The following is a 25175-nucleotide window of genomic DNA, read 5'->3' on the forward strand; positions in this document are numbered from 1 at the left end:
ATCAACAGCCCCGTTCGACTGGAGGTTGTGCGATGGCCCCGACGGCGTTCTTCGACATCGGCGACACGCTCGGCGCGGTGCGGCTGACCGCCGCGGGCACCGGGATCGCGGACATCGTGCCGTTCCCCGGCGTCGTCGACGTGCTGCGCGAGCTGCGCGACGGCGGTGTGCGGATGGGCATCCTGTCCAACCGCGGCTCGATCCCCGCGGCCGACGTCGAGGCCGCGCTGGACGCCGCCGGGCTGCTGACGTTCTTCGACCCGGCGCTCATCGTCTACGGCCGCAAGGACAACGTGCAGGTCTTCGAGTCGGCGGCCGCGCTCGTCGCCCAGCCTCGCGACCTGCTGTTCGTCGGCGAGGACGCGAACGAACGGTGGTTCGCCCGCGCCGCCGACTTCCGCGTCTGCCCGCACCCGCGGCTCGCGCCGCGGATGCTGCTCGGCCGCCGCTCGCCGTTGCGGTTCCTGCGGATCCGGGTCCCGATCGAAGGTGCCGACTGGCGCGCCCGGTTGCGCGGCTTCCCGATCGTGCCGCTGCACGCCGGGTCCGGCTCGGAGCTGTACGCGATCGGCGACAACGCCACGGCGCTCGAACTCGACGATCTCGGGCTGTGGGTCGACCGGCTCGGTGCCGACGGTGAACCGGACACGAGCGAGCTGTACCTGCTGCGCGACGACGGGCGCACCGACGCCGTCGCAACCGCGCTCGACGGTGGCCCCGCCGGCGGTGGCGCCGCGGCGCTCTTCGCAGACGACAGCGCGGCACGGCGAGTGCTCGCATCGACGCGGGAAGGCCTGTACATCGCCCTGCCCGCAGGCCGTTCGGTCGAGTCCCTGCACGTCGGGAGCGCGCGGCACGGCCACAACCTCAAGCTGGCACCCGTACCGGCGCTGCTCGACGCGCCGGCCGCCGACGGCCTGCGCGCCGCCGATGCCGAGTTCAGCGCCGCGGCGCTGACCGCGGCGGAGATCCTCGTCGTCCGGCGCGAGGTGTCGGCGACCCGGGTCGCCCGCGAGGTGGGCCGCTACAGCGGGTCGAGGGCGCTGCGCACGGGCACCACGCTGCGCAGCCGGCACATCGATCATCCCGACAACGCGGTTGCGGTCGACGCGCTCGTCGCCGATCTGACCGCGATGGGGCTGGCGGTGCGGCGGCACCGGTTCACCCACGGCGGCCGCTCGTTCCACAACGTGGAGGCGGTGTCGGCGGGGTCCGGACCGTCCGGTGCGGTGCTCGTCACCGCCCACCTCGACTCGACGGCGGCGCGTGCCGCCGGGTACCGCGCGGCGATCGACCCCGCGCCCGGCGCCGACGACGACGCCAGCGGGATCGCGGCGGTGCTGACCGCGGCGCGTGGGGTGCTCGCGCTCGACACCGCGATCGGCACGCCGCGGCGCGAGATCCGGTTCGTGCTGTTCAACGCGGAGGAACAAGGGCTGGTCGGCAGCCGTGCCTACGCGCGCGACGAGGCTGCGCGGGCCGCGGCCATCACCGCGGTGCTGCAGATGGACATGATCGGGCACGACGCCGCCCCGGGCAGGGCGTTCGAGCTGCACGCGGGCTTCACGCCGTCGGCCGTCGTGCAGAAGCGGTCGGTGGCGCTGGCCGAGCTGGTCGCGACGGTCGTACCGCGGGTGTCGACGCTGCCCGGGCCGCAGATCTACCCGGGCAACGGCGCCCCCGATCCCGCCGAGCAGCGCAGCGACCACTTCAGCTTCCAGCTGCACGGCTACGCCGCCTGCCTGGCGTCGGAGGACTTCTTCGCCGGTCCGGCACCCACGTCCCCCGCCCCGGACGCCAACCCGAACTACCACCTGCCGACCGACACGACCGTCAGCGCCACCTACGCGCGAGACATCACCCGGGCCGTCACCGCAGCCGCATGGCTTTGCGGCACCCGCTGAGGAGGAGCAACGATGCCGTTCGAGATCACCGACAACGTCAACGTCGACCGGGACGACGCCGGCCGGGTACTCACGCTGGAGCACCTCGCCCAACCCGTCGTCGCGACGTCGCCGATCGCTCCGCAAGAGGCGTTCGACGCGCAGGCGCGCGGGGTGCAGGCCGTGCCGGCCGCAACACCGCAGGCGCTCGCCGAGCAGTACCTGCGCGAGGTGGCACCGGTCTACGCGATCGAGGACGCGATGCTGCCTGGCGACGCCGGCAACCAGTTCGCCGGCAACGGCCACGCGGCGGGTCCGTCTAGCGACGGCAAGCTCGAGCTCGTCGACGAGAAGGAGATCATGGGCACCACCACGGTGTCCTACCAGCAGGTGCTGGACGGGCTGCCGGTCTGGGAGGCCGGGGTGAGCGTCACGATCCAGGACGCCCCGCTGCGCGTCACCGCGTCGCAGAGCTCGGTGCACTCCGGCGTCGGGGTGACGACCGACGGGCTGGCCGACGCGACCGTCACAGCGGAGTCGTTGCGCACAGCGCTCGGGCTCAAGCGCGGGGCCGACAAGCCCGACGTCACCAGCACCCGCCGGCTGATCTACGCGCTCGACATCGCGAAGCGGTTCGATCCCGAGGCCGAGGGCGGGACGACCGACGAGGCGCTGCAGTCTGCGCCGCCGACCCTGCCGCTGCCCGCCCTGCCCGCGCAGCTGAACGACGGCCAGCACTACGTCGTCACCGAGGTGCTCTTCACATTGGCGCCGACGGGCGACGGACCGGTGCACTGGCGGGCGTTCGTCGAGGAGTCCACCGGCGCGGTGGTCTACCTGCGGGCGTTCACGGCGTGCGCGACCGGGATGATCTTCCGCACGGACCCGGTGACCGCGGGCACCACCGTCGCGCCGACAGCCGCCGCGGCCCAGCTCAACCCGCTGCGGTCCACGGTCCCGCTGCAGGGGCTCGCCACCGCGAACCCGCAAGCCCTCAGCGGGTCGTTCATCCGGATCGTCGACCAGGTTGCGCCTGTCGCCGCGCCTCCGACCACCCCGAACCCGCCGGCCAGCTTCTTCTACGACGCGCCGGCCCGCGAGTTCGCCGCCGTCAACGCCTACCACCACTGCGACTGGCTGTTCCGCCACATGCAGGGCATGGGCTTCAACCTCGCCACCTACTTCGACGGCACGACCTTCCCGGTGCCCGTCGACGCCGTCGCGTTCAACGACCAGGTCAACGCCCGCGCGCCCGGCAACGCGACGGGCACCGGCTCCGGCGGGTTCCAGTTCGGGCTGGCCGGCTCGCCGTTCCCGGCGGTCAGCATCGCCGCCGACCTGCGGGTCGTGCTGCACGAGTTCGGCCACACGCTGCTGTGGGACAGCGTGCATTCGCCCAACTTCGGCTTCGCGCACAGCGCGGGCGACAGCCTCGCCGCGGTGCTGCTCGACCCGGAGTCGTCGCTGCGGACGAACGCGACCCGCCGGTTCGAGACGTTCCCGTGGATCCTGCCCAACCGCAACCACGGCCGGGCCGTCGCCGACGGGTGGGGCTGGGGCGGGGCGAACGACGTCGGCGGCTACAACTCCGAGCAGATCCTCTCGACGACGATGTTCCGGCTGTACCGCTCGCTCGGCGGCGACTCGACGAGCCTCACCCGCCGCCGCACGGCCGCGCGCCAGACCGCGTACCTGATCTTCCGCGGCATCGGGCTGCTGGCCACCAACCCGGTGACGCCCTCACCGAAGCCGAACGTCTTCGCCACCTCGCTCGCCAACGCCGACATCGGCACCATGAACTTCGAAGGCCACCGCGGCGGCGCCTTCCACAAGGTGATCCGCTGGGCGTTCGAGAAGCAGGGCCTGTTCCAGCCCGCGGGTGCGCCCATCCCGGTGATCACACCGGGCGCGCCGCCACCCGTCGACGTCTACATCGACGACCGGCGGCGCGGGGAGTACCAGTTCCAGGCCGTGCACTGGGAGAACACCGACATCTGGAACCGGCTCACACCGCAGGCGGGCGCGGGACCGGCCGCCCACCAGACCCCCGTCGTCGGCCGGACCAACCACGCCTTCGTGAAGGTGCGGAACCGGGGCACGCAGGCGGCGTTCGGCGTCGTCGTGCGCGGCTACTCGGCCACACCGAGCGCCGGGCTGACCTGGCCGGCCGACTGGCGACCGATGACTACCGCGCAGATCCCGGTGCCCGGGAGCATCCCGCCGGGCGGCAGCGTGGTGGTCGGCCCGTTCGCGTGGCGACCGCGCAGCGTCGGGCACGAGTGCATGTTCATGGAGGTCAGCGCCCGCGGCGACCTCTCGAACATCGACCCGGCGACCATGTTCCCGTGCGCGACCGGCCCCACGCCGGAGTGGCGGCTCGTGCCGTTCGACAACAACCTCGGCCAGCGCAACGTCTGCCCGGTGCCGGGTGGAGGCGGGATCCGCGGGCTGCTCAGCGGCTTCGTGCGCCGGACGTTCATGGTGCGCAACCCACTCGGCGAGGCCACGCAGGTGGACGTGCGGGTGGAGCTGCCGAAGCTGCTCGTGGACCGCGGCTGGAAGGTCATGGTCGCCGACCGGGACGGCGGCACGACGTTCGACCTCGGCGCCGGCGCCGAACGTGAGCTCGGGCTCGGTCTCGTCGCGGGCCGCGCGTTCACGGCCGACGACGTCACGGCGGCCGCGGATCGTTCGATCAGGGTGTACGTGCAGTCGAAGGACCTCGTGATCGGCGGCATGACCTACCTGCTCGACCCGACCCTGCGGCAGGCGCCGCAGGAGAAGGTCGGGGTGGCGCCGATCGGGCTCGACGACCCGGAGATCGAGGAGCTGCTCCAGGACGGCGTCGACGGCGATGGGGCCGAGGGCGGCGGCACCGACCTCGTCGAGCTGCCACCGGCCGCAGCCGTGACGGCAGCCGATGCGTCGGAGGCGAGCACCGCCCCGCTGCTGAGCCGCATCGGGCTCGGTGACGGGTGGCAGGGCGCGCAGCGGGTGACCGTCCGCGAGACGACGGTGGAGATCGATCTCGCATAACCGCAAACTTCCCCACCGTTTTGCCAACCTGCACACCCGAAACGGTGTGTGGATAGGCAAAACGGTGGGGAAGTTCGGTCAGCCGGCGCCGTAGGCCGTGAAGGCGCACCAGTTCACGAAGGCGCGCGGGTCGCTCGTGTCGAGCGTCGCCCTGGCCGTGTGCAGGGCGTTCGCCATCGGCAGGCCGGCGGCGAGGCCGTGGTGCAGCGCCCGCATCAGGTCGACGGCCTCGACGTCGGCCACCGCGACGACGCTGGCCACCAGCCCGGCCGTGCCGCGAGCGAGCAGGGCGCTGACGAACCCGAGCAGCTCGTCGCCGTCGTAGGCGACGTCGGCCGCCGAGTCGCAGGCCGCCAGCACGACCCGGCGCGGGGCGATCCCACGCAGGTCCAGCTCGTGCACGGTGAGCACGCCGTCGGCCAGCTCCAGCGCGGAGAAGGTCGGGTTGTCGCCGCGCAGCCGCCCGTGGCACGCCAGGTGCGCGAACCCGGCCGCGCCCAACGCCTCGACGACGGTGGCAACCGTCGCGGCCTCCGGGGAGATCACCATGCAACCCGGGTGCAGGCGGGCCACCTCCGCGGCCTCGGCGACGGCGCCCGGCAGCCGCGGGCCGGCCACGACGAGCACTCCACCGGCGCTCGCAGCGGCGCTCGTAGCGGCGCCCAGGGTTCGTGCCCACAGCGACGCCGAAGGCGCGACGGCCACCGGGCCGGCGTGCAGCGCCGACCACGGCACCTTGCTCGCCATGACCGACGGGACGATCACGAGCTCCGCCTCGGGCGGCAGGCCGAGCGGTCGGACGAGCAGCTCGGCGAGCCGGTCGACGGCGTGGTCGGCGCTCGCCCGCGCGGCCACCGCGGTGTGCGGCGACCCGGCCCTCGTGAGCCGGCGCATCGCGAAGAGCAGCGCGTCGGCCTCGAACCGCACCTCGTCGACCGGCCCGAGGCGGACGAGCCGCGCGCGGCCGGTGGCGCGGAGCACGACGGCGAAGAGGGAACCGTCGAACGTCCCGTAGGAGACCAGCACCCGCGCGTCGAGCTGCCGGCGCAGCTCGGCGGCCCGGACGGCAGCCACCGGCGCGGCACCCGACCCGATCCGCCGCCAGGTCGCCCTTCGCACGGCGTCCTCGGCCGCCGCCTGCCGCGCGACGAGCTCGGGGCGGTGCCCACCAGACTCCCGCAGCTCCTGGGCGAGCTCGGCGTGCACGGCGGCCAGCTCGGCCAGCTCCACGCGGGCGGCGTCCGGCGCCGGCGGCTCGACGACGAGCAGCGCGGCGGCCCTCGTCGACTCCATCCAGTCCAGCACCGCGGTGGGCGAACCGCGCCGCAGCAGCGTCTCGAAGCCCAGCCGACCCAGCTCGACACCGTGCCCGGACGCCAGCGCGCGCAGCTCCGTCGACCCGAGCGCTGCGCGGTGCCGGGCGAGGTCGGCCAGTCCGGCGCGGCAGTGGGCGAGCACGGCGTCGTCGTTCCCGCGCAGCCGCTCGACGTGCGCCGCAGCGAGCCGGCCGCGCACACGCACGACGGCAGGCCCGCGGGTGGAGGTCTCCGCCGCCCTGCGGAACTCGCGTTCCGCGGATCCGCGCCGGCCCAGCTCCAGCGCGAGCAGGCCGGCGGTCACCCGCGCCGACGACGCCGCCGCGCGCATCCGCCGCCGCTCCAGCACCCCGATGGCCCGTTGCAAGGCGGCGAGCTGCTCCGATGAGGCCCAGCCCCCGGCCAAGGCGGCCTCGGCGGCAACGATGTTCGCGCGGGCGGCCCACACCGTGCGCCGCTGCTTGCGGAACTGCGCGAGCGCGGCGGCCGCGACGTCCGCCGCTGTTCGCGGGTCGTGCGCCAGCAGCGACACCTGCGCGAGCGTCAGCCGCGCCTCGGCCGCCATCATCCGCACGCCGTGCCCGTCGAGCTCGTCGACGGCCCGGGTGGCGAGCTTCAGCGCCTCCGGCACGAGCCGCAGGTCCGCCAGCACGTCCGCGTGCTCGATGAAGTGCTCGCCGAGCGGGATCTCCTCCTTCGTGAAGAGGTCGGTCGCCCGGTCGAACTGCTCGACGCTCTCCGCGAGCCGGCCGCTCTGCGCGAGCACCAGCCCACGATTGTGCGCGACGAAGGCGTGCAGCGAGGCACCGACGACGTCCGCGATCTCGGCGGCCGAATCGAGCAGCGCCAGGCTTTCCGGGAAACGGCCTTCCAGCGCCGCGATCAGCGCGGCGTTGTTCGCGCTGCTGCCCTTGTTGTCGGCAGTCGCGTCGGGATGGGCGAGCACCCTCCGGTAGGCCGCAGCGGCTTCCCCGAGCCGGCCGACGGAATGGAACATGACGGCGCTCATGAACTCGACGTCGGGCGGGACCGCGCCCTCGTCGATCGAGCCGGCACGGGCCAGGTCGCGCGACGCCGCGTCGACCCGGCCCAGCTCCAACTCCACCGCCGCCCGGGTCACCAGCACTTCGACGAGCCGTTGTCGCAGGTCGTTGCGTTCAGCGAGGCGCAGCGCCTCCCCGAGCAGGCGACGGGAGCGCTCGTGCCGCAGCCGGGAACGCTCGAACCACGCAACGGCTCGCAGCGCGATGACAACCGCCTCCGCGATCCCGGCTCGGCGCGCCTCGTCGAGAACGGCGACCGCGACGGGACCCGATCTCTTCGGGTTTCCGACAACCCCGTCGTACGCAGCCGTCGCACGTATCACGAGGCCTGCGTCCAACTCTTCTCCGAGGGCCCCTCGCACGGGCAGGATTCTGCCCGGGATCGGGGCCGTCCACGAGGAGGAAACGAATGAAGAACGGTGCCGTCGCCGTCCAGGCCTTCGATTCGACGCTGAAGGACATGCGTCCGGACGCCAAGCGGGCCGACGAACGGAAACGGGTCAAGGAACAGGTCGGGAACTGGATCCAGCTGCAGCACGACGACAACCACCGCCGGACGACGTCGGAGCAGTTCGTCGGGCGCCGGGCGGGGCGCCGGGACCTCGTGCAGTTCGAGGCGGTCGAGAACAAGGGCGCCGACACGTTCGTCGTGTCCGGCCAGTTCCTGATCACGGGCGAGCACTACGGCGCCCTCGAGGACGAGCAGCAGGCGCTGATCAAGAAGCTGGGGCTGGTCGCGGCGCCGGTGCCGGGTCTGGGCAAGGCCGTGTACACGCTCGACGCGACCCCCGAGTCGATCTCCGGGATCCGCAACCGGACGGCCTCGGTCGGCAAGCAGCTCGTCGCGGCGGGGGTCCCGGTGCGCCACAGCTACGTCACGCCGCTCGGGATGGTCCGGAAGGCGCAGGGCGGCCCCGAGAACTCGTCCTGGGCGCAGCAGAAGCCCGCCGTCGCGGTGTCAGGGCCCCGGGTGGCCGTCGTCGACACCGGCGTCAGCACCGAGCAGCGCGCCGACGGGTGGCTCAACGGGTTGCTGCGCAACGACAACGTCGACCTGCTCGACGTCATCCCGCAGCCGACCGACAACCGGCTCGACCTCGGGGCGGGCCACGGCTCGTTCGTCGCCGGCGTGGTCCAGCAGGTGGCGCCCGGCGCCGACCTGCGCGTCTACCAGGCGCTCGACACCGACGGGGCGGCCGCGGAGACGACCGTCGCCGCCGCGATCGTGACGGCCGTCCAGGACGGCGCCAAGATCCTCAACCTGTCGTTCGGCACCGACACGCTCGAGGTCGACCCGCCGCTCTCGCTGCGGGTCGCGATCGAGCAGGCGATCGCGATCGACAACGAGGTGCTGATCGTCTGCGCCGCTGGCAACACGGGCGACACCCGCCAGGTCTGGCCCGCGTCCTTCCGCACGGATTTCCCGAACAACGTCGTCTCGGTCGCGGCGCTGGGGATCGACGAGACAACCGGCAAGGTGGCCGGGGCCGACTGGTCGACCCACGGCAACGTCACGTGCTCGACGCTCGGCGAGGGCGTCGTCTCGACGTACGTGATCGGCACCGAGAGCCACGCGGCCGACCAGCAGGGACCCGACACCTTCGGCCCCGAGTCGTGGGCGACGTGGAGCGGTACGTCCTTTGCCGCGCCCCAGGTCGTCGGCGCGGTCACGAAGGTCATGCAGGACCCGCAGCACAGCGGCAAGACCCCGCTCGAAGCGCTGGGCGTGGTGCTGCAGAAGGCAACCTCGATCACGGACTACGGGAAGGCCATCGTCATCCTCCCGGCTTGACGGACCCGGGCGGCCGGGCCCGACGGGAGGGCAGCAAAGCCACTTTCCGGCCCTCACAGGGCAGGAAAGTGGCTTTCCTGCCCTCCCGGGTTTCCCGTTCGTGGGTGCTAGAGCCGGATCCTTGCCGTCTCGACCGCGGCGCCGTCGGGGAGCGTGCAACGCAGCCGGACGAGCCCGCGTTGCTTCGGCAGCGGCAGGACGAAGCGGCCGAGCGCGTCGGACCGTCCGGTCGCGGTGACGGTCTCGTCCTGCCCGACCTCGCCCACGTGCACTTCGAGCTCCATCTCGACGGCGGGGACGAGCTGGCCGAGCAGCCGCCTCCCGCTGGGAGTGGTGTCCACCTCCACCTCGATGACCACCGCGCTGACCTCGAACGTCAGTATCCGCGGCTGCCCGCTGGAGCGGGCCAGCACCGGGCCGTCGTCGATCAAGGAGTCGTGCGTGAGCCGGGCCAGCTCGGCGTCGACGGTGCGCCACGTGTAGCTCTGCTTCGCCGCCTCCACCAGCTCGGGTGGTGGGACGAGCTGCGGCCGCAGGACCTCCGCCAGCTCCGCGAGCAGTGCGTCATCGGCTGCCGACCCGTCCATCACGTCACCGACCCCCCGATTGCGTCCGTGACCCCCGCGGTCGCGAGGAGCCGTCGAAGCCGGTCGAGGCAGCGGGCGCGGGTGGGCCCGATGCTCCCGATCGGCATGTCGAGCGCCGCGGCGACCTCCGTGTACGGGGGTGCCACGATGATCACGAGCCGGAGCAGCGCACGGCACCGCTCCGGTAGCTGGGAGAAGGCGATCCAGAGACTGCGGTCGCGATCGCGGTCGAGCAACAGCTCTTCGGGGGACGCCGCAGCGCTCGTAGCGGTGGTGGTGGCGTCGAAGCTGGCCTCGTCGTCGGTGAGGTGCTCGCGGCTGCGCATCCGCAGCAGGCGCAGCGACTCGTGGCGGGCCGTGGTGGCGAGCCAGCCGCCGATCCGTTCGGGCTCGCGGATGCGGTCGAGGTTCTCGAGCAGGCGCAACCAGGTCGTCTGGACGACCTCCGCCGAGTCGGCAGGGCCGAGCCGGTGCCCGAGGGCGACCGACCACACCAGCCCGCTGAAGTTCGCGACGAGCGCGTCCCAGGCCGCACGGTCTCCGTCGGCCGCCCGACGCACGGCGTCGGCAACGCTGCTCTGCTCCACCCACCCCGCCCGAGATCGGTTGGAGGTGCCCAGACGATGTCCATGCTCTTCCTCTTCTCGCATACCGAAGGGGGAGTGCCGAAGTGACCGTGCGGATACCTGTCTGCCGGGTGAATGTTGTCACAACTGACGGACGCAGCGTGACGATCGGATGGCGACACACGTCACGTCCGTGGCCGCAGGGGCGTCAGCGACCCAGGATCTCCGTCACCGAGCCCGGGAGGTCGGGGACCGTCCCGTGCGCCGAGAGCTCGCCGACCACAACGGGTTCGACGCTGTGCGGCTTGATCACGCCGTCGCGGATGCCCTCGGCGAAGTGGCAGGCGACGCGGTGCCCAGCAGGGGCGCCCTCGATCACGCGCAGCTGCGGCCGCTCGTCGTCGCACCGCTGCGGCTGCCGCCACGGGCAGCGGGTGTGGAACCGGCAGCCCTGCGGCGGCGCGGCGGGCGAGGGCAGGTCGCCGGTGAGCAGGATGCGCTCCCGGCGGTCCTCCAGCTCCGGGTCCGGCACCGGCACGGCGGAGAGCAGCGCGCGCGTGTACGGGTGCTGCGGGTCGTCGTAGAGCGCCTGCGACGGCGCCTCCTCGACCAGCCCGCCGAGGTACATCACGCCGATCCGATCGCTGACGTGCCGGACGACGGCGAGGTCGTGCGCGATCACGAGGTAGGTGAGGCGCAGCTCGTCCTGCAACGTGCCGAGCAGGTTGAGCACCTGGGCCTGCACGGAGACGTCCAGGGCCGAGACCGGCTCGTCGGCGACGATCAGGTCTGGTTCGACGCTCAGCGCACGCGCGATCCCGATGCGCTGGCGCTGGCCGCCGGAGAACTCGTGCGGGTAGCGGCGCAGCGCCGAGGGCGGCAGCCCGACGGCGGCGACCAGCTCGCGCAGCCGCGCGGACCCGTCGGGCAGCCCGTGCGCGCGCATGCCCTCGGTCAGCATCGCCTCGACGGACTGGCGCGGGTCCAGGCTGGAGAGCGGGTCCTGGAACACCATCTGGAACCGGCGCCGCCGGGTGCGCAGCGCCTCACCCTTGAGCGGGGCCACGTCGGCGCCGTCGAAGACGACCGAGCCGGCGGTCGGGCGCACCAGCCGCACGATCGCCTTGCCCAGCGTCGACTTGCCGCAGCCGGACTCACCGACCAGGCCGTACGTCTCACCGCGGCGGACCTCGAGCGACACCCCGTCGACCGCGTAGACGTACCCGACAGTTCGGTCGAGCAGCAGCCCCTGCTTGATCGGGAAGTGCACCGCGAGGTCGTTGACCTGCAGCAACGGCTCGGCTTCGACCGAGGGCATGGCCATCACTCCGCGCTCGCCGGGACCGGGTTGTGGCAGCGCAGCAGGCGCCCGCCGCTGGTCTCGGCGTCCGGCGTGATGTCGAGGCAGGTCTCCAGCACGCGCGGGCAGCGGGGCGCGAACGCGCACGAATGCGCCCACGGCAGGTTGTCCGCCATCGAGCCGCTGATCGCCGCGAGCTTCTCTCCCGGCGGCGAGTCGAGCCGCGGGATCGAGCGCAGCAGCCCGTGCGTGTACGGGTGGCGCGGCGTCCCGAACAGCCGGTGCCGCTGCGCCCGCTCGACGATCCGTCCGCCGTAGAGCACGTTCACCGTCTCGCACATGCCGGCCACGATCCCGAGGTCGTGGGTGATCATGACGAGCGCGGTGCCGGTCTCCCGCACCAGGTCGGAGAGCAGGCCGAGGATCTGCGCCTGGATGGTGACGTCGAGTGCGGTCGTCGGCTCGTCGGCGATCAGCAGGCGCGGCCGGCAGGCCAGCGCGATCGCGATCAGCGCACGCTGTCGCATGCCGCCCGAGAGCTGGTGGGGGTAGGTGTCGAGGCGTCGCCGCGGCTCCGGGATGCCGACCCTGTCGAGCAGCTCGACGGCCTCCGCGCGGGCCTGCGCCTTGCCCATCCCGCGGTGGCGGCGCAGCACCTCGGTGATCTGCAGCCCGATCGGGATCACCGGGTTCAGCGAGGAGAGCGGGTCCTGGAAGATCATCGAGACGTCGCGGCCCCGGCGCTCGCGCATCTCGGAGTCGGAGAGCGCCAGCAGCTCGACACCGTCGAGCTCGATGCTCCCCGAGATCTCGACGCCGCGGGCGGGCAGCAGCCGCATCACTGCCATCGACGTCACCGACTTGCCGCAGCCCGATTCGCCGACGAGGCCGATCACCTGCCCGGCCGCCACGTCGAAGCTCACGCCGTCGACGGCGACGGTGTCCGGCTCGCCGCGACGGCGGAAGACGACCCGCAGGTCGCGGACCTTCAGCAGCGGGTGCGTCGTCATCGCGACCCCTTCGGGTCGAGCGCCTCGCGCAGCGACTCGCCGAGCAGCGTGAACCCGAGCGCGACGACGATGATCGCGACGGCCGGGAAGAACGCCAGCGCGGGCCGCACGTCGAGGTAGGCCTGCGCCTGCGCGAGCATCAGCCCCCACTCCGCGCGGCCGGGGTCCGCGTCGCCGAGGCCGAGGAACGACAGCGCGGCGGCGTCGAGGATCGCGGTGGCGAGCGTGAGCGTCGCCTGGACGATCACCGGCCCGATCGCGTTGGGCAGCATGTGCCGCAGCACGACGGCGCTGCGCCGCACCCCGAGCGCCGTAACGGCCACGACGTGGTCGCTCTCGCGCTGCGCCAGCATCGAGCCGCGCAGCAGCCGCGCGAAGATCGGCACCCCGACGATGGCGACGGCGATGATCACGGTCGTCTGCGAGGGGTTGGCGGCGAGCGCCGCGACGGAGATCGCGAGCAGCAGGTGCGGGACCGCCAGCAGGACGTCGGTCAGGCGCATCAGGAGGGTGTCGACCCAGCCGCCGAACGCGCCCGCGATCGTCCCGATCACGACGCCGACCGCCAGCCCGATCACGGTGGCCAGCACGCCGACCAGCAGCGTCTGCTGCGAGGCGAGCAGCATCCGCGAGAGGAAGTCGCGGCCGAGCTGGTCGCTCCCGAGCGGGAAACCCTCCATCGGCCCGGGGATCGTTCCCGGCCGCAGGTCGCGCTTGAGTTCGACGAACGTCTCCGCCGCGCCGTGCGGCGCCAGCAGCGGCGCCAGCGCCGCCACCACGACGAACAGCCCGACGACCACCGCCCCGGTGATCGCGACGGGATCCCTGCGCAGCCGCCGGAACGCCTCCGACGTGAGGCTGCGCCCGCCCGCGAGCTCGTCGATGCGGGCCTTGCGCCGCGCGGTGAAGGTGGTCATGACAGCCGCACGCGCGGGTCGATCACGGCGTAGGAGATGTCGACGAGCAGGTTGACGACGACGTAGATCACCGCGCCCATCAGCAGCAACGCCTGCAGGCGCGGGTAGTCCTTCAACGTGATCGCGTCGGCCAGCATCGTGCCGATGCCGCCCCAGACGAACACCTTCTCGGTCAGCACCGCGCCGGCCAGCAACAGGCCGACCTGCAGGCCGATCGTCGTCGAGACGGGCAGCAGCGCGTTGCGCAGCACGTGCCGCGAGCGCACGGTGATCGGCGCGAGCCCCTTCGCGTTGGCGGTGCGGACGAAGTCCGCGCCGAGCACGTCGAGCACGGAGGCGCGGGTGATCCGCACGATCACCGCGAGCGGGATGGTGGCCAGCGTGACCGCCGGCAGCACGAGGTGTCGCAGCGCGTCGAGGCTGGCGTCGAACTCCCTGGTCAGGAGGCCGTCGAGGACCGCGAACCCGGTGACGTCGGTGGCGTCGATACCGGTGGACAGGCGGCCGGACGGCGGCAGCAGCCGCAGGTCGACGGCGATGTACTGCTTGAGGAGGTAGCCCAAGAAGAACACCGGCACCGCAACCCCGACCAACGTGCCGATCACCGTGGCGACGTCGAGCGGGCGACCGCGGTAGCGCGCGGCCAGGTACCCCAGCGGGATGCCGAGCAGCACGGCGATAAGCAGCGCGACGACCGACAGCTCGATCGTCGCGGGCATGAAGCGCGCGATCTCCGACAGCACCGGCTCCCCGGTGATCGTCGACGTGCCGAAGTCACCGCTGACCACCCGGCCGAGGAAGAGCCAGTACTGGGTGAGGATCGGCTGGTCGAGCCCGAGCCCTCTATTGATCTCCGCGATCCGCTCGGGTGTCGCCTTGTCACCGAGCAGCGCGGTCGCGGGGCCGCCGGGGAGGCTGCGCAGCCACCAGAACACCAGCAACGAGAGCAGCAACAGCGTCGGGATCACCTGCAGCAGGCGTCGTACGACAAATCGCAGCATGGTTCCCCCTCCCCCGTTGTGCTGGCGCCCGAGGGTGGCACCGCCCCCTCCGGCGGCGCCACTCGGGTACTGGTGTCGCGCCCGCGGTCAGCCTTTCGAGACCGTGAAGTAGCGCTCGTCCGTCAGCGGTGTGGGGATGAGCCCCTTGATGTTCTCCCTGAGCACGAGCGCGGGCGGTGCACTGCTCACCGGCACCGCGGGGAGGTACTTCGACATGAGGTCGCGGTTGACCTGCTCGTAGGCCGCGGCGTGCCCGGCGGGATCGACCGTACCGTCGGCCTTCGCGACCTCGTCGAACAGGCTCTGGTCGGTGATGCCGAACTCCGGCTTGTTGCGGCCGAAGAAGGTCCCGATGAAGTTGCCGGCGTCGTTGTAGTCGCCCGTCCACCCGAACAGGTGCAGGTCGTGCACGCCGTTGGCGGTGATCGAGTCGACGTAGCCGCCGTTCCACGGCTGCGGCACCGGGTTCACGGTGATCCCGACCTGGCGGAGGTTCTCGGCGAGCGCCGTGAAGATGTTGGTCGGGTTCGGCATGTACGGCCGGGTGACCTCGGTCGGGTAGTAGAAGTTCACCGTCAGGTTCGACTGGCCGGCCTCGGCGAGCAGTTGCTTGGCCTTCTCCGGGTCGTACGGGATCGGCTTCAGGTCCTTCGCGTAGCCGGCGACGGCCTCGGGCAGGAACTGCGTCGCGACGACCGCGCCCTCGGGCAGCTGGTTGCGCACGAGCGACTCGCGGTCGATCGCGTAGGCGAGCGCCTGGCGCACCCTGAGGTCCTTCAGCGCCGGGTTGTTCTTCTGGTTGATCCCCATGTAGAGGATGTTGAAGACGGGCCGGACCAGCACGTTGAAACCGCCGTCGCGCAACGCCTTCCAGTCGGCGGGCGACGGGTAGTCGTAGCCGTCGATCGTGCCCGACTGCAGCTCCTGCTTGCGGGCGTTCTCGTCCGGGATGACCTTGAAGATCAGCTTGGCGACCTTGGCCTTCTCGCCCCAGTACTGGTCGTTGCGCACGAACGTGACCGTGTTCGCGGTGCGGTCGAAGCTCTCGAACTTGAACGGGCCGGTGCCCGTCGGGTGCGCCGTGGCGTACTCGCTGTAGGTGTAGGCCTGCCCGCTCTGCTCGACCTTGTCGCCGTTGTACTTCTGCAGCGCGGCCGGGCTCGAGATCGAGAGCGACGTGAGCGCGAACGCGGCGGGGAAGGCCCCCTTCGCCCGGTTGAGCGAGACCACCGCGGTGGTCGGGTCGGGCGCGGTGCAGGACTTGTAGACCGGCTGGTCCTTCGCGCTGGCCAGGTTGTTCGTGAAGCCCTCGAAGGCGTCGGCGTAGTAGATCGCCTGGGTCTGGGCGGCCGCGCTGGGGAGGTTCACCCAGCGGTTGAGGTTGAAGCAGACGGCCTCGGCGTTGAAGTCGGTGCCGTCGTGGAACTTCACCCCTTCACGCAGCTTGAACGTCCACTGCGTGAAGTCGGCGTTGGGCGTCCACTCCAGCGCGAGCCCCGGCTCCAGCTGGGCGGTGCCGCGCTTGTGCGTGATGAGGGTGTCGTACATCTGCCGCGACGGGCGGAACGTCTCGCCGTCGGAGGCGAACAGCGGGTCGAAGTGCTTCGGGGTGCCCGGCACGCCGATGATCAGGGTGTCCGCCGGCGTCCCCGACCCGCCCTGGCCACGCTCGGAAGCCGCACATGCGGCGAGCGACACAGCGCAGACCAGTGCCGCGCCCACTGCGGCCAGCCGTCGAGCAGATCTCATGATGCGACAACCTCTTCGTCGGGGAGATCCCGGACGCTAACGGCGTGGCGTCGCCTTCCGGTAGCCCGCGACAGTCACGGTTCTGCTACAGCCGTGCACCGGTCCGTACTCGAGGTAACGCAGAGCGAAAAGCCGAACCGCGGCGCTCATCCGATGTGATCGGGAGCGCCGCGGTTCGTCGTGGTGCGATCAGGCTCCGACGGTCTGCGCGGGGTCGAACTCGCCGTTCTTCACGCCGGCGACAAAAGCCGCCCACTCGTCCACCGAGAACGTGAGGGTGGCGCTGCGGTCCTTGGTGTCGCGCACGGCGAACGAACCGTCGGGCAGCTGCCCGACCTCGACGCAGTTACCGAGGTTGCAGAAGCTGCTGATCTTGAACTCGATCACCGGGGGCGTGCCTTCCTTCGCGTCTACTATGCACTTGGGCCGAGCGGTGCTGGCGAGATCATGGACTACCGATGATCATGACCCCCGATCGGGTGGGTCACTTCCTCGTTTTCCCTGGTAACGACGGGTCAACCAGCCAGGGTGCGTGCTTCCAACTATCAGGTGGCGTGGTCGGGCGGGTTGTTCCGGACTGCGGTCAAGTAGCTGCGCACGACCTCCTGGGACTCGGCGCCCGACCGGGTTCGGTTCAGCGCGTCCGCGAACACCTCGCGGTAGAGCTTCACGTCGTCGCGTGAGTCGAGGAAGGCCTCCCCCGAATGGCCCTCGATGTAGACGACGTCGTTGCCGAGGTCGGCCGGGATCCCCAACAGGACGAAGTGCCCCGCGTGCGCGCGCAGGAACCCGGCGCCGAACGGCAGCACGCGAATCGAGATGTTGGGCCGCTCCGAGAGCTCGAGGATGCGCTCCAGCTGCTCCCCCATCACGTCCGCGCCGCCGATCGGGCGCGACAGCACCGCCTCGTCCATGACGGAGGTGAACTGGAGCGGCTTCGGGTCGTCCCTGAAGAGCGCCTCCTGCCGCTTCATCCGGATCTGCACCAGCTGCTCGATTGCTTCCTCGGTCTGGTGCGAGAACACCGTATTGATCACTAGGCGCATATAGCGCTCGGTCTGCAGCAATCCATGTACGACGGTCAGGTCGAACGCACTCACCGCGGTCGCGTCGTTCTCCAGGGAGGCATACCGGCCGGGCGCGTCCATCATGAACCGCTCGGGCGTGACGCCCTCGGTCAGCGACTCCCACCAGCCGTGTTCACGCCCGTCGCGCACGAGCCGCAGGAGCATGTCCCGTTCGGTTTCGGAGGCGACGCCGTAGATGCGGATCAGCTCGTTGACGTCGGGGATCTTCGGGATCCCTTTCCCGGTCTCGAGCCGGGAGATCTTGGACGTGCTGCACGTCATCTTCTCCGCGACGTCGTCCAGCGTGAGCCCGACCTTGTTCCGGAGCCGTCTCAGCTCTGCCCCCAGCCTCCGGCGGGCGCCGATCGGGCTGTGCGGTGCGGCCATGACTCCTCTTGGGTGACGCTGCTGCGGGAGAGTGAAGTTGCCCGCAAGTGCCTCTTGCAATTGCATGGGGCACTTGCGCGTGTCAGTCTATACACCAGCACGCAGTGTGGTGGAAGTCACCTCACCGACGCGCTGGCATTCCGAGAGGAGGCCGTGGTGAACCAACCGAACCCGCCTCCTGATGCGTCTTGCTCCCTCCTCCGGCGCTCGCCGGAACCCGCAGTCGTCCGGCGACCCGCCGGCGGAAACAACCACCGAAATGGAGTTCCGATGAAGGTTTCGATCGGGAAAGTTGCTAGCTCAACGACCTCCGGACGGCCGGGGGTCGAGGTCGCCGACTCAGGAGGTTGGTCCCCGTGATTCTGCTCATCGCCGCAGGCGCCGGTCTCATCATCATGATCGCGATCATCGTCGGGATCGTCGACGCCGCTCAGGCCTCGGCCTGGCGGAGGATCGCACAGGAGCGCCGGCACAACTGGGAGTCAAAACTGCCCGAATACCACGGCGTGGACAGCGCCGAGGCAGAGAGTTGGGACGACGACTGATGAAGGTCCGCGCCGGACGAACCGGCCGTCGCGCACCCTGAACCTCACAGGGCGCGGCGGCCGGACAGGGCGCGGCCCAGAGTGAGTTCGTCGGCGAACTCGAGGTCTCCACCCATCGGCAGCCCCGATGCCAGGCGGGTGACGGTGAGACCAGGAAAGTCACGAAGCAAGCGCAAGAGATAGGTCGCGGTGGCCTCGCCCTCGGTGTTGGGGTCGGTCGCGATGATCACTTCGGCGATCTCGGTCTCGTCAGAGGCCGGCCCGGTCCCGCCGAGCCGGGCCAACAGCTCCCTGATCCGCAGCGTGTCGGGCCCCACCCCCGCCAACGGATCCAGCGCACCACCCAGCACGTGGTAGCGCCCCTTGAACTCGCGAGTGCGCTCCACCGCCAGCACGTCCTTCGCCTCTTCCACGACGCAGACGATCGTCGGGTCGCGCCGCGCGTCGGAGCAGTACCTGCAGCGCTCCCGCTCGGAGACGTTGCCGCAGACCTCGCAGAAGAGGACGCCCTCCTTGACCCGCTGCAGCACGTCCTGCAGCCGGGACACGTCGACGGGGTCGGCCGCGAGCAGGTGGAACGCGATCCGCTGCGCGCTCTTCGGCCCGACCCCAGGCAGCCGGCCCAGCTCGTCGATCAGGTCCTGGACCGGTCCCTCGAACACCGCTCAGCCGAGGCCGGGCAGGCCGAGATCGCCACCCAGCCCACCGGCGAGCGGACCCATCTTCTCCGCCTGCAACTCCTGCGCCGCCCGTGCGGCGTCCTGCAAGGCGCCGACGATGAGGTCCTGCAACGTCTCGGCGTCCTCCGGATCGATGACCTTCGGGTCGATCCGGACGGCGCGCACCTCCTGCGCGGCGGTCATCGTCACCTGCACCAGCCCGTTGCCCGCCTGGCCGACCACCTCCGCGGTCGCCAGCTCGGCCTGGGCGGCCATCAGCTGCTCCTGCATCTTCTGCGCCTGCTGAAGGATCATCTGCATGTCGGGCTGACCCGGTTGCACCAGCGGTCTCCTCGCACCTCGTTCCGGGCGCGTCCAGCGCGGCCGGCTCCTGCAACCAGGGTAGCCGTGCGAGGGTGGCGCTCGTGCGCAACGCCCTACGCGTCATGGTCCGCGGTGTGGTGGTTTGCGGTGTGGTGGTCTGTGCCGTCATCAGCGCGTGCGCGCCGGCCCCGCCGACGATCGCGCCGGAACCCGTGCGAACGGCCGCGGCCCCGAGCGCCCAGCCGTCGACTCCGCCGCCGCCGCGGGTCGTCGTGCTCGACCCGGGGCACAACGCGCGCAACGCCGCCAACCCCGCGGAGATCAACCGGCCGGTGCCGGACGGGCGCGGTGGGACGAAGGCGTGCAACACAACCGGCACCCAGACCGACGCCGGGTACCCGGAGCACGCCTTCACGTTCGACGTCGCGCAACGCGTGCAGCGGCAGCTGGAGGCCGCCGGCGTCCGCGTGGTCATGACGAGGCCCGACGACAACGGGATCGGCCCTTGCGTCGACGTGCGTGGGCAGGCGGGTGAGCAGGCCGGCGCCGACGCCGTCGTCTCCATTCACGCCGACGGGACCGCTCGCAACGGGACCGGCTTCCACGTCGCCGTCTCCGACCCGCCGCTCAACCCGGCGCAGGAAGGCCCGGCCCGCGCGCTCGCCACGGCGCTGCGCGACGCCATGCGCGGCGGCGGCTTCACCGACTCCAGCTACACCGGCCACGAGGGCATCTCACTGCGCCGCGACCTCGCCGGGCTCAACCTCGCGACCCGCCCCGCCGCGCTCGTCGAGTGCGGGAACATGCGCAACCCGGCCGAGGCCGCCCTCATGACCACCGAGCCGGGCCGCGAGCGGTACGCCGCGGCGCTCGCCTCAGGCGTGCTGGCGTTCCTTCGCCGCTGACCGGTTCACGAACCAGTACGCCAGCTCGATCAGCACCATCCCCACCACGGCGACGACCACCGCGATCATGATCGTCGGACCGTGCCCGGGGTCGAGCTGCCAGAACCGCTGCCCGAAGACGATCGGCAGGAACAGCGCGTAGGAGAACGCCGCGAGCGACGCCGCGATCATCACGATCTTCCACCAGACCAGCGGGCGCGCGACGACGACCAGCACCCACGTCGCGATCAGGTACAGCGTGACGACGGCCGCGGTGCTGTGCTGGATCTCCGTCGCGGTCGTGTCGCCGCGCACGAGCAAGTACGTCGTGAACGTCGCGAGGCCCGCGACCAGGCCGGACGGCATCGCCAGCCGCAGCACCCTGCGCACGAAGCCCTTGCGGGCGCGTTCGGTGTTGGGCGCGAGCGCGAGGAAGAACGCCGGGATGCCGATCGTCAGCGAGCCGATCAACGTCAGGTGCCGCGGGAGGAACGGGAACGGCACCCCGATCGCGCCGATCGCGATCGCCAGGAAGACCGAGTAGACGGTCTTGGTCAGGAAGAGGTTCGCGACCCGCTCGATGTTGCCGATCACCCGCCGGCCCTCGGCGACGACGTGCGGGAGCGTGGCGAAGGAGTTGTCCAGCAGCACGATCTGGGCGACCGCGCGGGTGGCGGGGCTGCCGGAGCCCATGGCGACGCCGATGTCGGCGTCCTTGAGCGCGAGCACGTCGTTCACACCGTCGCCGGTCATCGCGACCGTGTGGCCGCGCGACTGCAGCGCGCCGACCATCTCGCGCTTCTGCGCGGGCGTCACGCGACCGAAGACGGTGCCGCCCTCCAACGCGTCGGCCAGCTCCTCGCGCGAGTCGGGCAGGCGCCGCGCGTCCACCGGAGCGTCGGCCCGCGGTAGTGCGAGCGAGGCCGCGACGGCGCCGACGGAGATCGCGTTGTCGCCGGAGATGACCTTGACCTCGACGTCCTGCTCCGCGAAGTATGCCAGCGTGCCCGCCGCCTCCGGGCGCACCCGCTGCTCCAGCACCACCAGCGCGGCCGGCTCGACGACACCCGGCGCGTCGGCCGCATCGACGGTCGTCGTGCACCGGCCGAGCAGCAGCACCCGCAGCCCGCCGGCACCGACCCGCTCCGCCTCGGCCCGCTCCGCGCTCCCGTCAGCGAGCAGCACGTCCGGGGCCCCGAGCACCCAGTCGCCGTCGTTGTCGAAGCTCGCGCCGCTCCACTTGCGGGCCGACGAGAACGGCGCCGTGGCCGTGATCGTCCAGCCGGGGGCGGGACACATCTCCGCAACGGCGGCGAGGCTGGCGTTGGGGCGCGGGTCGGCGACGCCGAGCGCACCCAGCACGGCCCGCAGGCTCGTCTCGTCGTTACCGCCGAACGGACGCACGCTCGCGAGCCGCATGCCGTTCTCGGTGAGCGTGCCGGTCTTGTCGGCGCAGACGACGTCGACGCGGGCGAGGCCCTCGATCGCCGGCAGCTCCTGCACGAGGCACTGCCGCCGCCCGAGCCGGACCACACCGACCGCGAACGCGATGCTCGTGAGCAGCACCAACCCTTCCGGCACCATCGGCACGAGCGCCGCGACCATGCCTCGCAGCGCGTCGTCGATGTCGGTGCCGGCCGTGCGGAACTGGCTCCAGATGATCAGCGCCGCCGCCGGGACCAGCAAGTACGTGATGATCTGCAGGATCCGGTTGATGCCGGACCGCAGCTCCGACCCCACCAGCGTGAAGCGGCTCGCCTCCTCGGCGAGCTTCGCGGCGTAGGCCTCGCGGCCGACCTTCGTCGCCTGCTGCGCGCCCGAGCCCGCCGCAACGAAGCTGCCGGAGAGCACCTGGTCGCCCAGCTGCTTGTGCACCGGGTCGGACTCGCCGGTGAGCAGCGACTCGTCGATCTCCAGGCCGTCGGCGGCGAGCACGATGCCGTCCACGACGATCTTGTCGCCGGGGCCGAGCTCGATCACGTCGTCCAGCACGACACCGCTCGGCGAGAGCTCGACGGTGACGCTGTCGCGGCGCACGTGCGGGCGGGCCTCGCCGACGATCGCGAGCCGTTCGAGGGTGCGCTTGGCGCGCAGCTCCTGGACGATGCCGATCAACGTGTTGATGATGATCACGAAGCCGAACAGGCCGTCCTGGATGGGCCCGATCACCAGGATGATCGCGAACAGCACCCCGACTATCGCGTTGAAGCGTGTGAAGACGTTGGCGCGGACGATGTCGCGGACGCTGCGGCTCGCCCTCGCGGGCACGTCGTTCGTCTGGCCGGCGGCGACCCGCTCCGCGACCTGCGCGGCGGTCAGCCCGACAAGAACGTCCGTGCGTTCCTGGATGGTGGACACGGGGGCGAGAGTACGCAGCCCCACGAGCCGCCCGGGGAGTGCTGGCCACACGCCACCCGGCCGGGTAACCGGACAAACGTCCCCACCGTTTTGGGCACTTGCGCGCCAATTTGGCGCGCATCCACCCAAAACGGTGGGGAACTTCGGGGCTGGGCCGGGGTTACGGGTTGAGGGCGCGGGCGCCGAGCTCGGCGCTGAGCAGCTCGATCGCCGCCTCTTCCGGATCGCGGCGCTCCGGGGAGGGCTCGCCGGTGTCGGCCGCGGCCTCGGCGAGCATCGACTCCTCGTCGTCCGGCGGAGGTTCCTCCTCCGGCGGCTCCGGCGGGAGCGGCTCGCCGTCGTCCTGCGCGGTGGACTTGCGGACGGGCGGCGGGCGCTGAGGGCGGCGGGGCGCGTTCTGCTGCGGCTGGGCTGGGCCACCGCCCCCGGTGCCGCGGGCCGACTCGCCCGCGGGCGGTGGGTCGCCGTGCTCGCAGCGGACGCGCCAGCGCACCCCGAGCACGGCGAACAGCGCCTCGGCGATCACGTCGGTGTTGCTCTGCTCGGAGAGCAGCCGGGCCAGCGGCGCCGTGCCGATGCTGAGCACGAGCGTGTCGTTCTCGACGGCCCGCACGGTGGCGCTGACCAGCAACGCGGCCGTGCGCTTCTTGCGCTCCTTCGCGGCGGCGAGCACCTCAGGCCAGACGCGCCTGACGGCGGCGGCGTCGAGCGGAGCGGCCGACGGGCGCTGCTCCTGCCGCCGGGCGGGCGGCGCTTCCGGTGCCGGCGCGGCCGGTGGGGGCACGGGCGCGGGAGGCGCGGCCGCAGTTGCAGGGGGTGCCGACTGTTCCGGCCGGCTGGGCGGTTCCGGTTCCGGTTCCGGTTCCGGTTCCGGTGGCGCGGCCGCCCGAGTGGGCTCAGCCGCCGGCGGCGCGGGCGGTTCGGCCCTCTGCGGCTCGGCGGGCGGCTGTTGCGGAGCCTCCTGCTGGCGAGCTTGCGGTTCGGCTGCTTGCGGTTCGGCTGCTTGCGGTTCGGGGGTGCGGTCGCTCGGCGGCGCTGCTGGCGGAGTGGCCGGCCGACTCGCTGCCGGTGGTTCGGGCTGCTCGGCCGGTTCGGGCGCCGCGGCGGGCTGCGAGCCACCGCGCACGCTGGGCCGCTGGAACCGGCGGCCGGCAGCGTTGCTCGCCGCGGAGCCGTCGCCGACCGGTGGGGCGGTGGCCGTTCCGGGAGGGGGTGGGCCTGCCGCGATGTCGTTGCGCCGCTCCAGCCGTTCGAGGCGTTCCAGCAGCGCGGTGTCGGCCGTGCTGGCAGCAGGCAGGAGCATGCGCGCGCAGAGCAGCTCCAGCAGCAGCCGCGGCGCCGTCGCCCCGCGCATCTCGATCAGCCCGGTGTGCAGGATCTCGCCGTAACGCGCGAGCGTGGCGGCGTCGAGCCGGTCGGCCTGCTCGACCATCCTGGCCAGCTCGTCGGCGGCGGCGTCGACCAGCCCGCGGTCGACGGCCTCCGGCACGGCCTGCAGCAGCGTGACGTCGCGGAAGCGCTGCAGCAGGTCGGTCGCGAAGCGGCGGGGGTCGTGCCCGCCCTCGACGAGCCGGTCGACCGTCTCGAAGACCACCGCGCGGTCGCCCGCCGCCAGCGCGTCGACCATGTCGTCGATCAGCCCGACGTCGGTGACGCCGAGCAGGCTGACCGCACGCTCGTACGTCACGCCCTCCGGGCCGGCGCCGGCGAGCAGCTGGTCGAGCACCGAGAGCGAGTCGCGGGCCGAGCCGCCGCCCGCCCTGATCACCAGCGGGTACACCGCCGGCGAGACCGTCACGCTCTCCTCCGCGCAGATGCGTTCCATCAACTTGCGCAGGGTGCCGGGCGGGATCAGCCGGAACGGGTAGTGGTGGGTGCGCGAGCGGATCGTCGGGAGGACCTTCTCCGGCTCGGTGGTCGCGAACACGAAGACGAGGTGCTCAGGCGGCTCCTCGACGATCTTCAGCAGGGCGTTGAAACCCTGCGTGGTGATCATGTGCGCCTCGTCGACGATGAACACGCGATAGCGCGACTCGGCCGGGGCGAAGAACGCGCGGTCGCGCAGCTCACGGGTGTCGTCGACACCGCCGTGCGACGCCGCGTCGAGCTCGGTGACGTCGATGTTGCCCGGCCCACCCGGCGCCAGCGAAATGCACGACGGGCAGACGCCGCACGGGTCGGGGGTGGGGCCGAGCTCGCAGTTGAGCGAGCGGGCGAGGATCCGCGCGCTCGACGTCTTGCCGCAGCCGCGCGGGCCGGAGAACAGGTACGCGTGGTTGATCCGGCCGGACGCGAGCGCGGTGCTCAGCGGCTCCGTGACGTGTTCCTGCCCGACGACCTCGGCGAACTTCGCCGGGCGGTACTTGCGGTACAGAGCCAGCGTCACGGCCGCGAGGCTACCCACCGCCCCCGACACCGCCCGCTCGCGGGTGACGGTTCGGCGGTGGCTGCGAGGGCAGGAAAGCCACTTTCAGGCCCTGTGCGGGCAGGAAAGTGGCTTTCCTGCCCTCCCGCTGGAGCGGCCCGAGCGGAGCCGAAGCGAAGCGAGGCGGAAGGGGGTCCGGGGGGCGAAGCCCCTCCGGGGCGGGGTCTGGGGGCTCCGCCCCCAGAAGACACGCTGGAGCGAGAACGGCGAGCGCGGGCCGCGAGCACACCTCGCCTCGCGGGCGGAGAAAGCCGAAGCGAAGCGAGGCGGAAGGGGGTCCGGGGGGCGAAGCCCCTCCGGGGCGGGGTCTGGGGGCTCCGCCCCCA

The 25175-nt window shown here is 72.0% G+C and carries 19 protein-coding genes; 5 read left to right on the plus strand and 14 right to left on the minus strand.

What is annotated here, in order from left to right; translation table 11 throughout:
- Positions 1-32 precede the first annotated feature (32 nt).
- Together LL648_RS03565 and LL648_RS03570 are read left to right on the plus strand one after the other, a co-directional pair.
- Positions 33-1904, plus strand: a complete 1872-nt coding sequence (locus tag LL648_RS03565; RefSeq protein WP_232660903.1) for a M28 family peptidase — start codon at positions 33-35, stop codon at positions 1902-1904.
- 12 nt (positions 1905-1916) lie between these two features.
- Complete coding sequence (locus LL648_RS03570; protein WP_232660904.1) at positions 1917-4919, plus strand: hypothetical protein; 3003 nt, start codon at positions 1917-1919, stop codon at positions 4917-4919.
- Positions 4920-4997: 78 nt separating this feature from the next.
- On the opposite strand, the gene LL648_RS44970 is transcribed toward LL648_RS03570, so the two are convergent.
- Entirely contained in the window at positions 4998-7601 is a 2604-nt protein-coding gene (locus tag LL648_RS44970; protein ID WP_232660905.1) for a CHAT domain-containing protein, read from the minus strand.
- An 86-nt stretch (positions 7602-7687) separates the two neighbouring features.
- Between LL648_RS44970 and LL648_RS03580 the strand changes: the two genes are divergently transcribed.
- Positions 7688-9070: a S8 family peptidase gene (locus LL648_RS03580; protein ID WP_232660906.1), complete on the plus strand. Its 1383-nt coding sequence runs from the start codon at positions 7688-7690 to the stop codon at positions 9068-9070.
- Between the two features lie 107 nt (positions 9071-9177).
- On the opposite strand, the gene LL648_RS03585 is transcribed toward LL648_RS03580, so the two are convergent.
- The 9 genes from LL648_RS03585 to LL648_RS03625 form a co-directional block, all read right to left on the minus strand.
- On the minus strand, positions 9178-9657 hold the full coding sequence (locus LL648_RS03585; RefSeq protein ID WP_232660907.1) for a hypothetical protein: 480 nt from the start codon (positions 9655-9657) through the stop codon (positions 9178-9180).
- Positions 9657-10244: an RNA polymerase sigma factor gene (locus LL648_RS03590; RefSeq protein WP_232660908.1), complete on the minus strand. Its 588-nt coding sequence runs from the start codon at positions 10242-10244 to the stop codon at positions 9657-9659. Before LL648_RS03590 ends, LL648_RS03585 begins: the two co-directional genes overlap by 1 nt.
- A gap of 187 nt (positions 10245-10431) precedes the next feature.
- Positions 10432-11541: an ABC transporter ATP-binding protein gene (locus LL648_RS03595; RefSeq protein WP_232660909.1), complete on the minus strand. Its 1110-nt coding sequence runs from the start codon at positions 11539-11541 to the stop codon at positions 10432-10434.
- A gap of 5 nt (positions 11542-11546) precedes the next feature.
- Positions 11547-12533 (minus strand): ABC transporter ATP-binding protein, encoded by a 987-nt coding sequence (locus LL648_RS03600; RefSeq protein WP_232660910.1) that lies wholly within the window; start codon positions 12531-12533, stop codon positions 11547-11549.
- A complete protein-coding gene (locus LL648_RS03605; protein WP_232660911.1) occupies positions 12530-13450 on the minus strand; it encodes an ABC transporter permease in 921 nt (306 codons plus the stop codon). Before LL648_RS03605 ends, LL648_RS03600 begins: the two co-directional genes overlap by 4 nt.
- A complete protein-coding gene (locus LL648_RS03610) occupies positions 13447-14451 on the minus strand; it encodes an ABC transporter permease (RefSeq protein WP_232660912.1) in 1005 nt (334 codons plus the stop codon). The genes LL648_RS03605 and LL648_RS03610 overlap by 4 nt, the downstream gene beginning before the upstream one ends.
- 87 nt (positions 14452-14538) lie before the next feature.
- Positions 14539-16200: an ABC transporter substrate-binding protein gene (locus LL648_RS03615; RefSeq protein ID WP_232660913.1), complete on the minus strand. Its 1662-nt coding sequence runs from the start codon at positions 16198-16200 to the stop codon at positions 14539-14541.
- 189 nt (positions 16201-16389) lie between these two features.
- Positions 16390-16587: a DUF397 domain-containing protein gene (locus LL648_RS03620; RefSeq protein WP_232660914.1), complete on the minus strand. Its 198-nt coding sequence runs from the start codon at positions 16585-16587 to the stop codon at positions 16390-16392.
- A gap of 158 nt (positions 16588-16745) precedes the next feature.
- Positions 16746-17654, minus strand: a complete 909-nt coding sequence (locus tag LL648_RS03625) for a helix-turn-helix domain-containing protein (protein ID WP_232660915.1) — start codon at positions 17652-17654, stop codon at positions 16746-16748.
- A gap of 356 nt (positions 17655-18010) precedes the next feature.
- Between LL648_RS03625 and LL648_RS03630 the strand changes: the two genes are divergently transcribed.
- A complete protein-coding gene (locus LL648_RS03630; protein WP_232660916.1) occupies positions 18011-18199 on the plus strand; it encodes a hypothetical protein in 189 nt (62 codons plus the stop codon).
- A gap of 44 nt (positions 18200-18243) precedes the next feature.
- Here the strand turns inward: LL648_RS03630 and recR are convergent, their stop codons facing one another.
- A complete protein-coding gene (recR, locus tag LL648_RS03635) occupies positions 18244-18861 on the minus strand; it encodes a recombination mediator RecR (protein WP_232660917.1) in 618 nt (205 codons plus the stop codon).
- A gap of 3 nt (positions 18862-18864) precedes the next feature.
- Positions 18865-19203, minus strand: a complete 339-nt coding sequence (locus tag LL648_RS03640; protein ID WP_232660961.1) for a YbaB/EbfC family nucleoid-associated protein — start codon at positions 19201-19203, stop codon at positions 18865-18867.
- A gap of 71 nt (positions 19204-19274) precedes the next feature.
- Between LL648_RS03640 and LL648_RS03645 the strand changes: the two genes are divergently transcribed.
- The gene (locus LL648_RS03645) at positions 19275-20087 is read left to right on the plus strand and encodes an N-acetylmuramoyl-L-alanine amidase (RefSeq protein ID WP_374111967.1); all 813 of its coding nucleotides are present in this window, start codon (positions 19275-19277) and stop codon (positions 20085-20087) included.
- On the opposite strand, the gene LL648_RS03650 is transcribed toward LL648_RS03645, so the two are convergent.
- Together LL648_RS03650 and LL648_RS03655 are read right to left on the minus strand one after the other, a co-directional pair.
- Complete coding sequence (locus LL648_RS03650; RefSeq protein WP_232660919.1) at positions 20058-22424, minus strand: HAD-IC family P-type ATPase; 2367 nt, start codon at positions 22422-22424, stop codon at positions 20058-20060. The genes LL648_RS03645 and LL648_RS03650 overlap by 30 nt on opposite strands.
- Positions 22425-22584: 160 nt before the next feature.
- Positions 22585-24810: a DNA polymerase III subunit gamma and tau gene (locus tag LL648_RS03655; protein ID WP_232660920.1), complete on the minus strand. Its 2226-nt coding sequence runs from the start codon at positions 24808-24810 to the stop codon at positions 22585-22587.
- Between the last annotated feature and the right edge of the window lie 365 nt (positions 24811-25175).

The organism is Pseudonocardia sp. TRM90224, from assembly GCF_021245725.1.
GTDB lineage: Bacteria > Actinomycetota > Actinomycetes > Mycobacteriales > Pseudonocardiaceae > Pseudonocardia.

Excerpts from the sequence above, each read along its gene's own strand:
- LL648_RS03565 (WP_232660903.1), top strand. The coding sequence starts at position 33 with ATGGCCCCGACGGCGTTCTTCGACATCGGCGACACGCTCGGCGCGGTG.
- LL648_RS03570 (WP_232660904.1), top strand. The coding sequence starts at position 1,917 with ATGCCGTTCGAGATCACCGACAACGTCAACGTCGACCGGGACGACGCC.
- LL648_RS03580 (WP_232660906.1), top strand. The coding sequence starts at position 7,688 with ATGAAGAACGGTGCCGTCGCCGTCCAGGCCTTCGATTCGACGCTGAAG.
- LL648_RS03585 (WP_232660907.1), bottom strand. The coding sequence starts at position 9,657 with ATGGACGGGTCGGCAGCCGATGACGCACTGCTCGCGGAGCTGGCGGAG.
- LL648_RS03595 (WP_232660909.1), bottom strand. The coding sequence starts at position 11,541 with ATGCCCTCGGTCGAAGCCGAGCCGTTGCTGCAGGTCAACGACCTCGCG.
- LL648_RS03600 (WP_232660910.1), bottom strand. The coding sequence starts at position 12,533 with ATGACGACGCACCCGCTGCTGAAGGTCCGCGACCTGCGGGTCGTCTTC.
- LL648_RS03605 (WP_232660911.1), bottom strand. The coding sequence starts at position 13,450 with ATGACCACCTTCACCGCGCGGCGCAAGGCCCGCATCGACGAGCTCGCG.
- LL648_RS03610 (WP_232660912.1), bottom strand. The coding sequence starts at position 14,451 with ATGCTGCGATTTGTCGTACGACGCCTGCTGCAGGTGATCCCGACGCTG.
- LL648_RS03615 (WP_232660913.1), bottom strand. The coding sequence starts at position 16,200 with ATGAGATCTGCTCGACGGCTGGCCGCAGTGGGCGCGGCACTGGTCTGC.
- LL648_RS03625 (WP_232660915.1), bottom strand. The coding sequence starts at position 17,654 with ATGGCCGCACCGCACAGCCCGATCGGCGCCCGCCGGAGGCTGGGGGCA.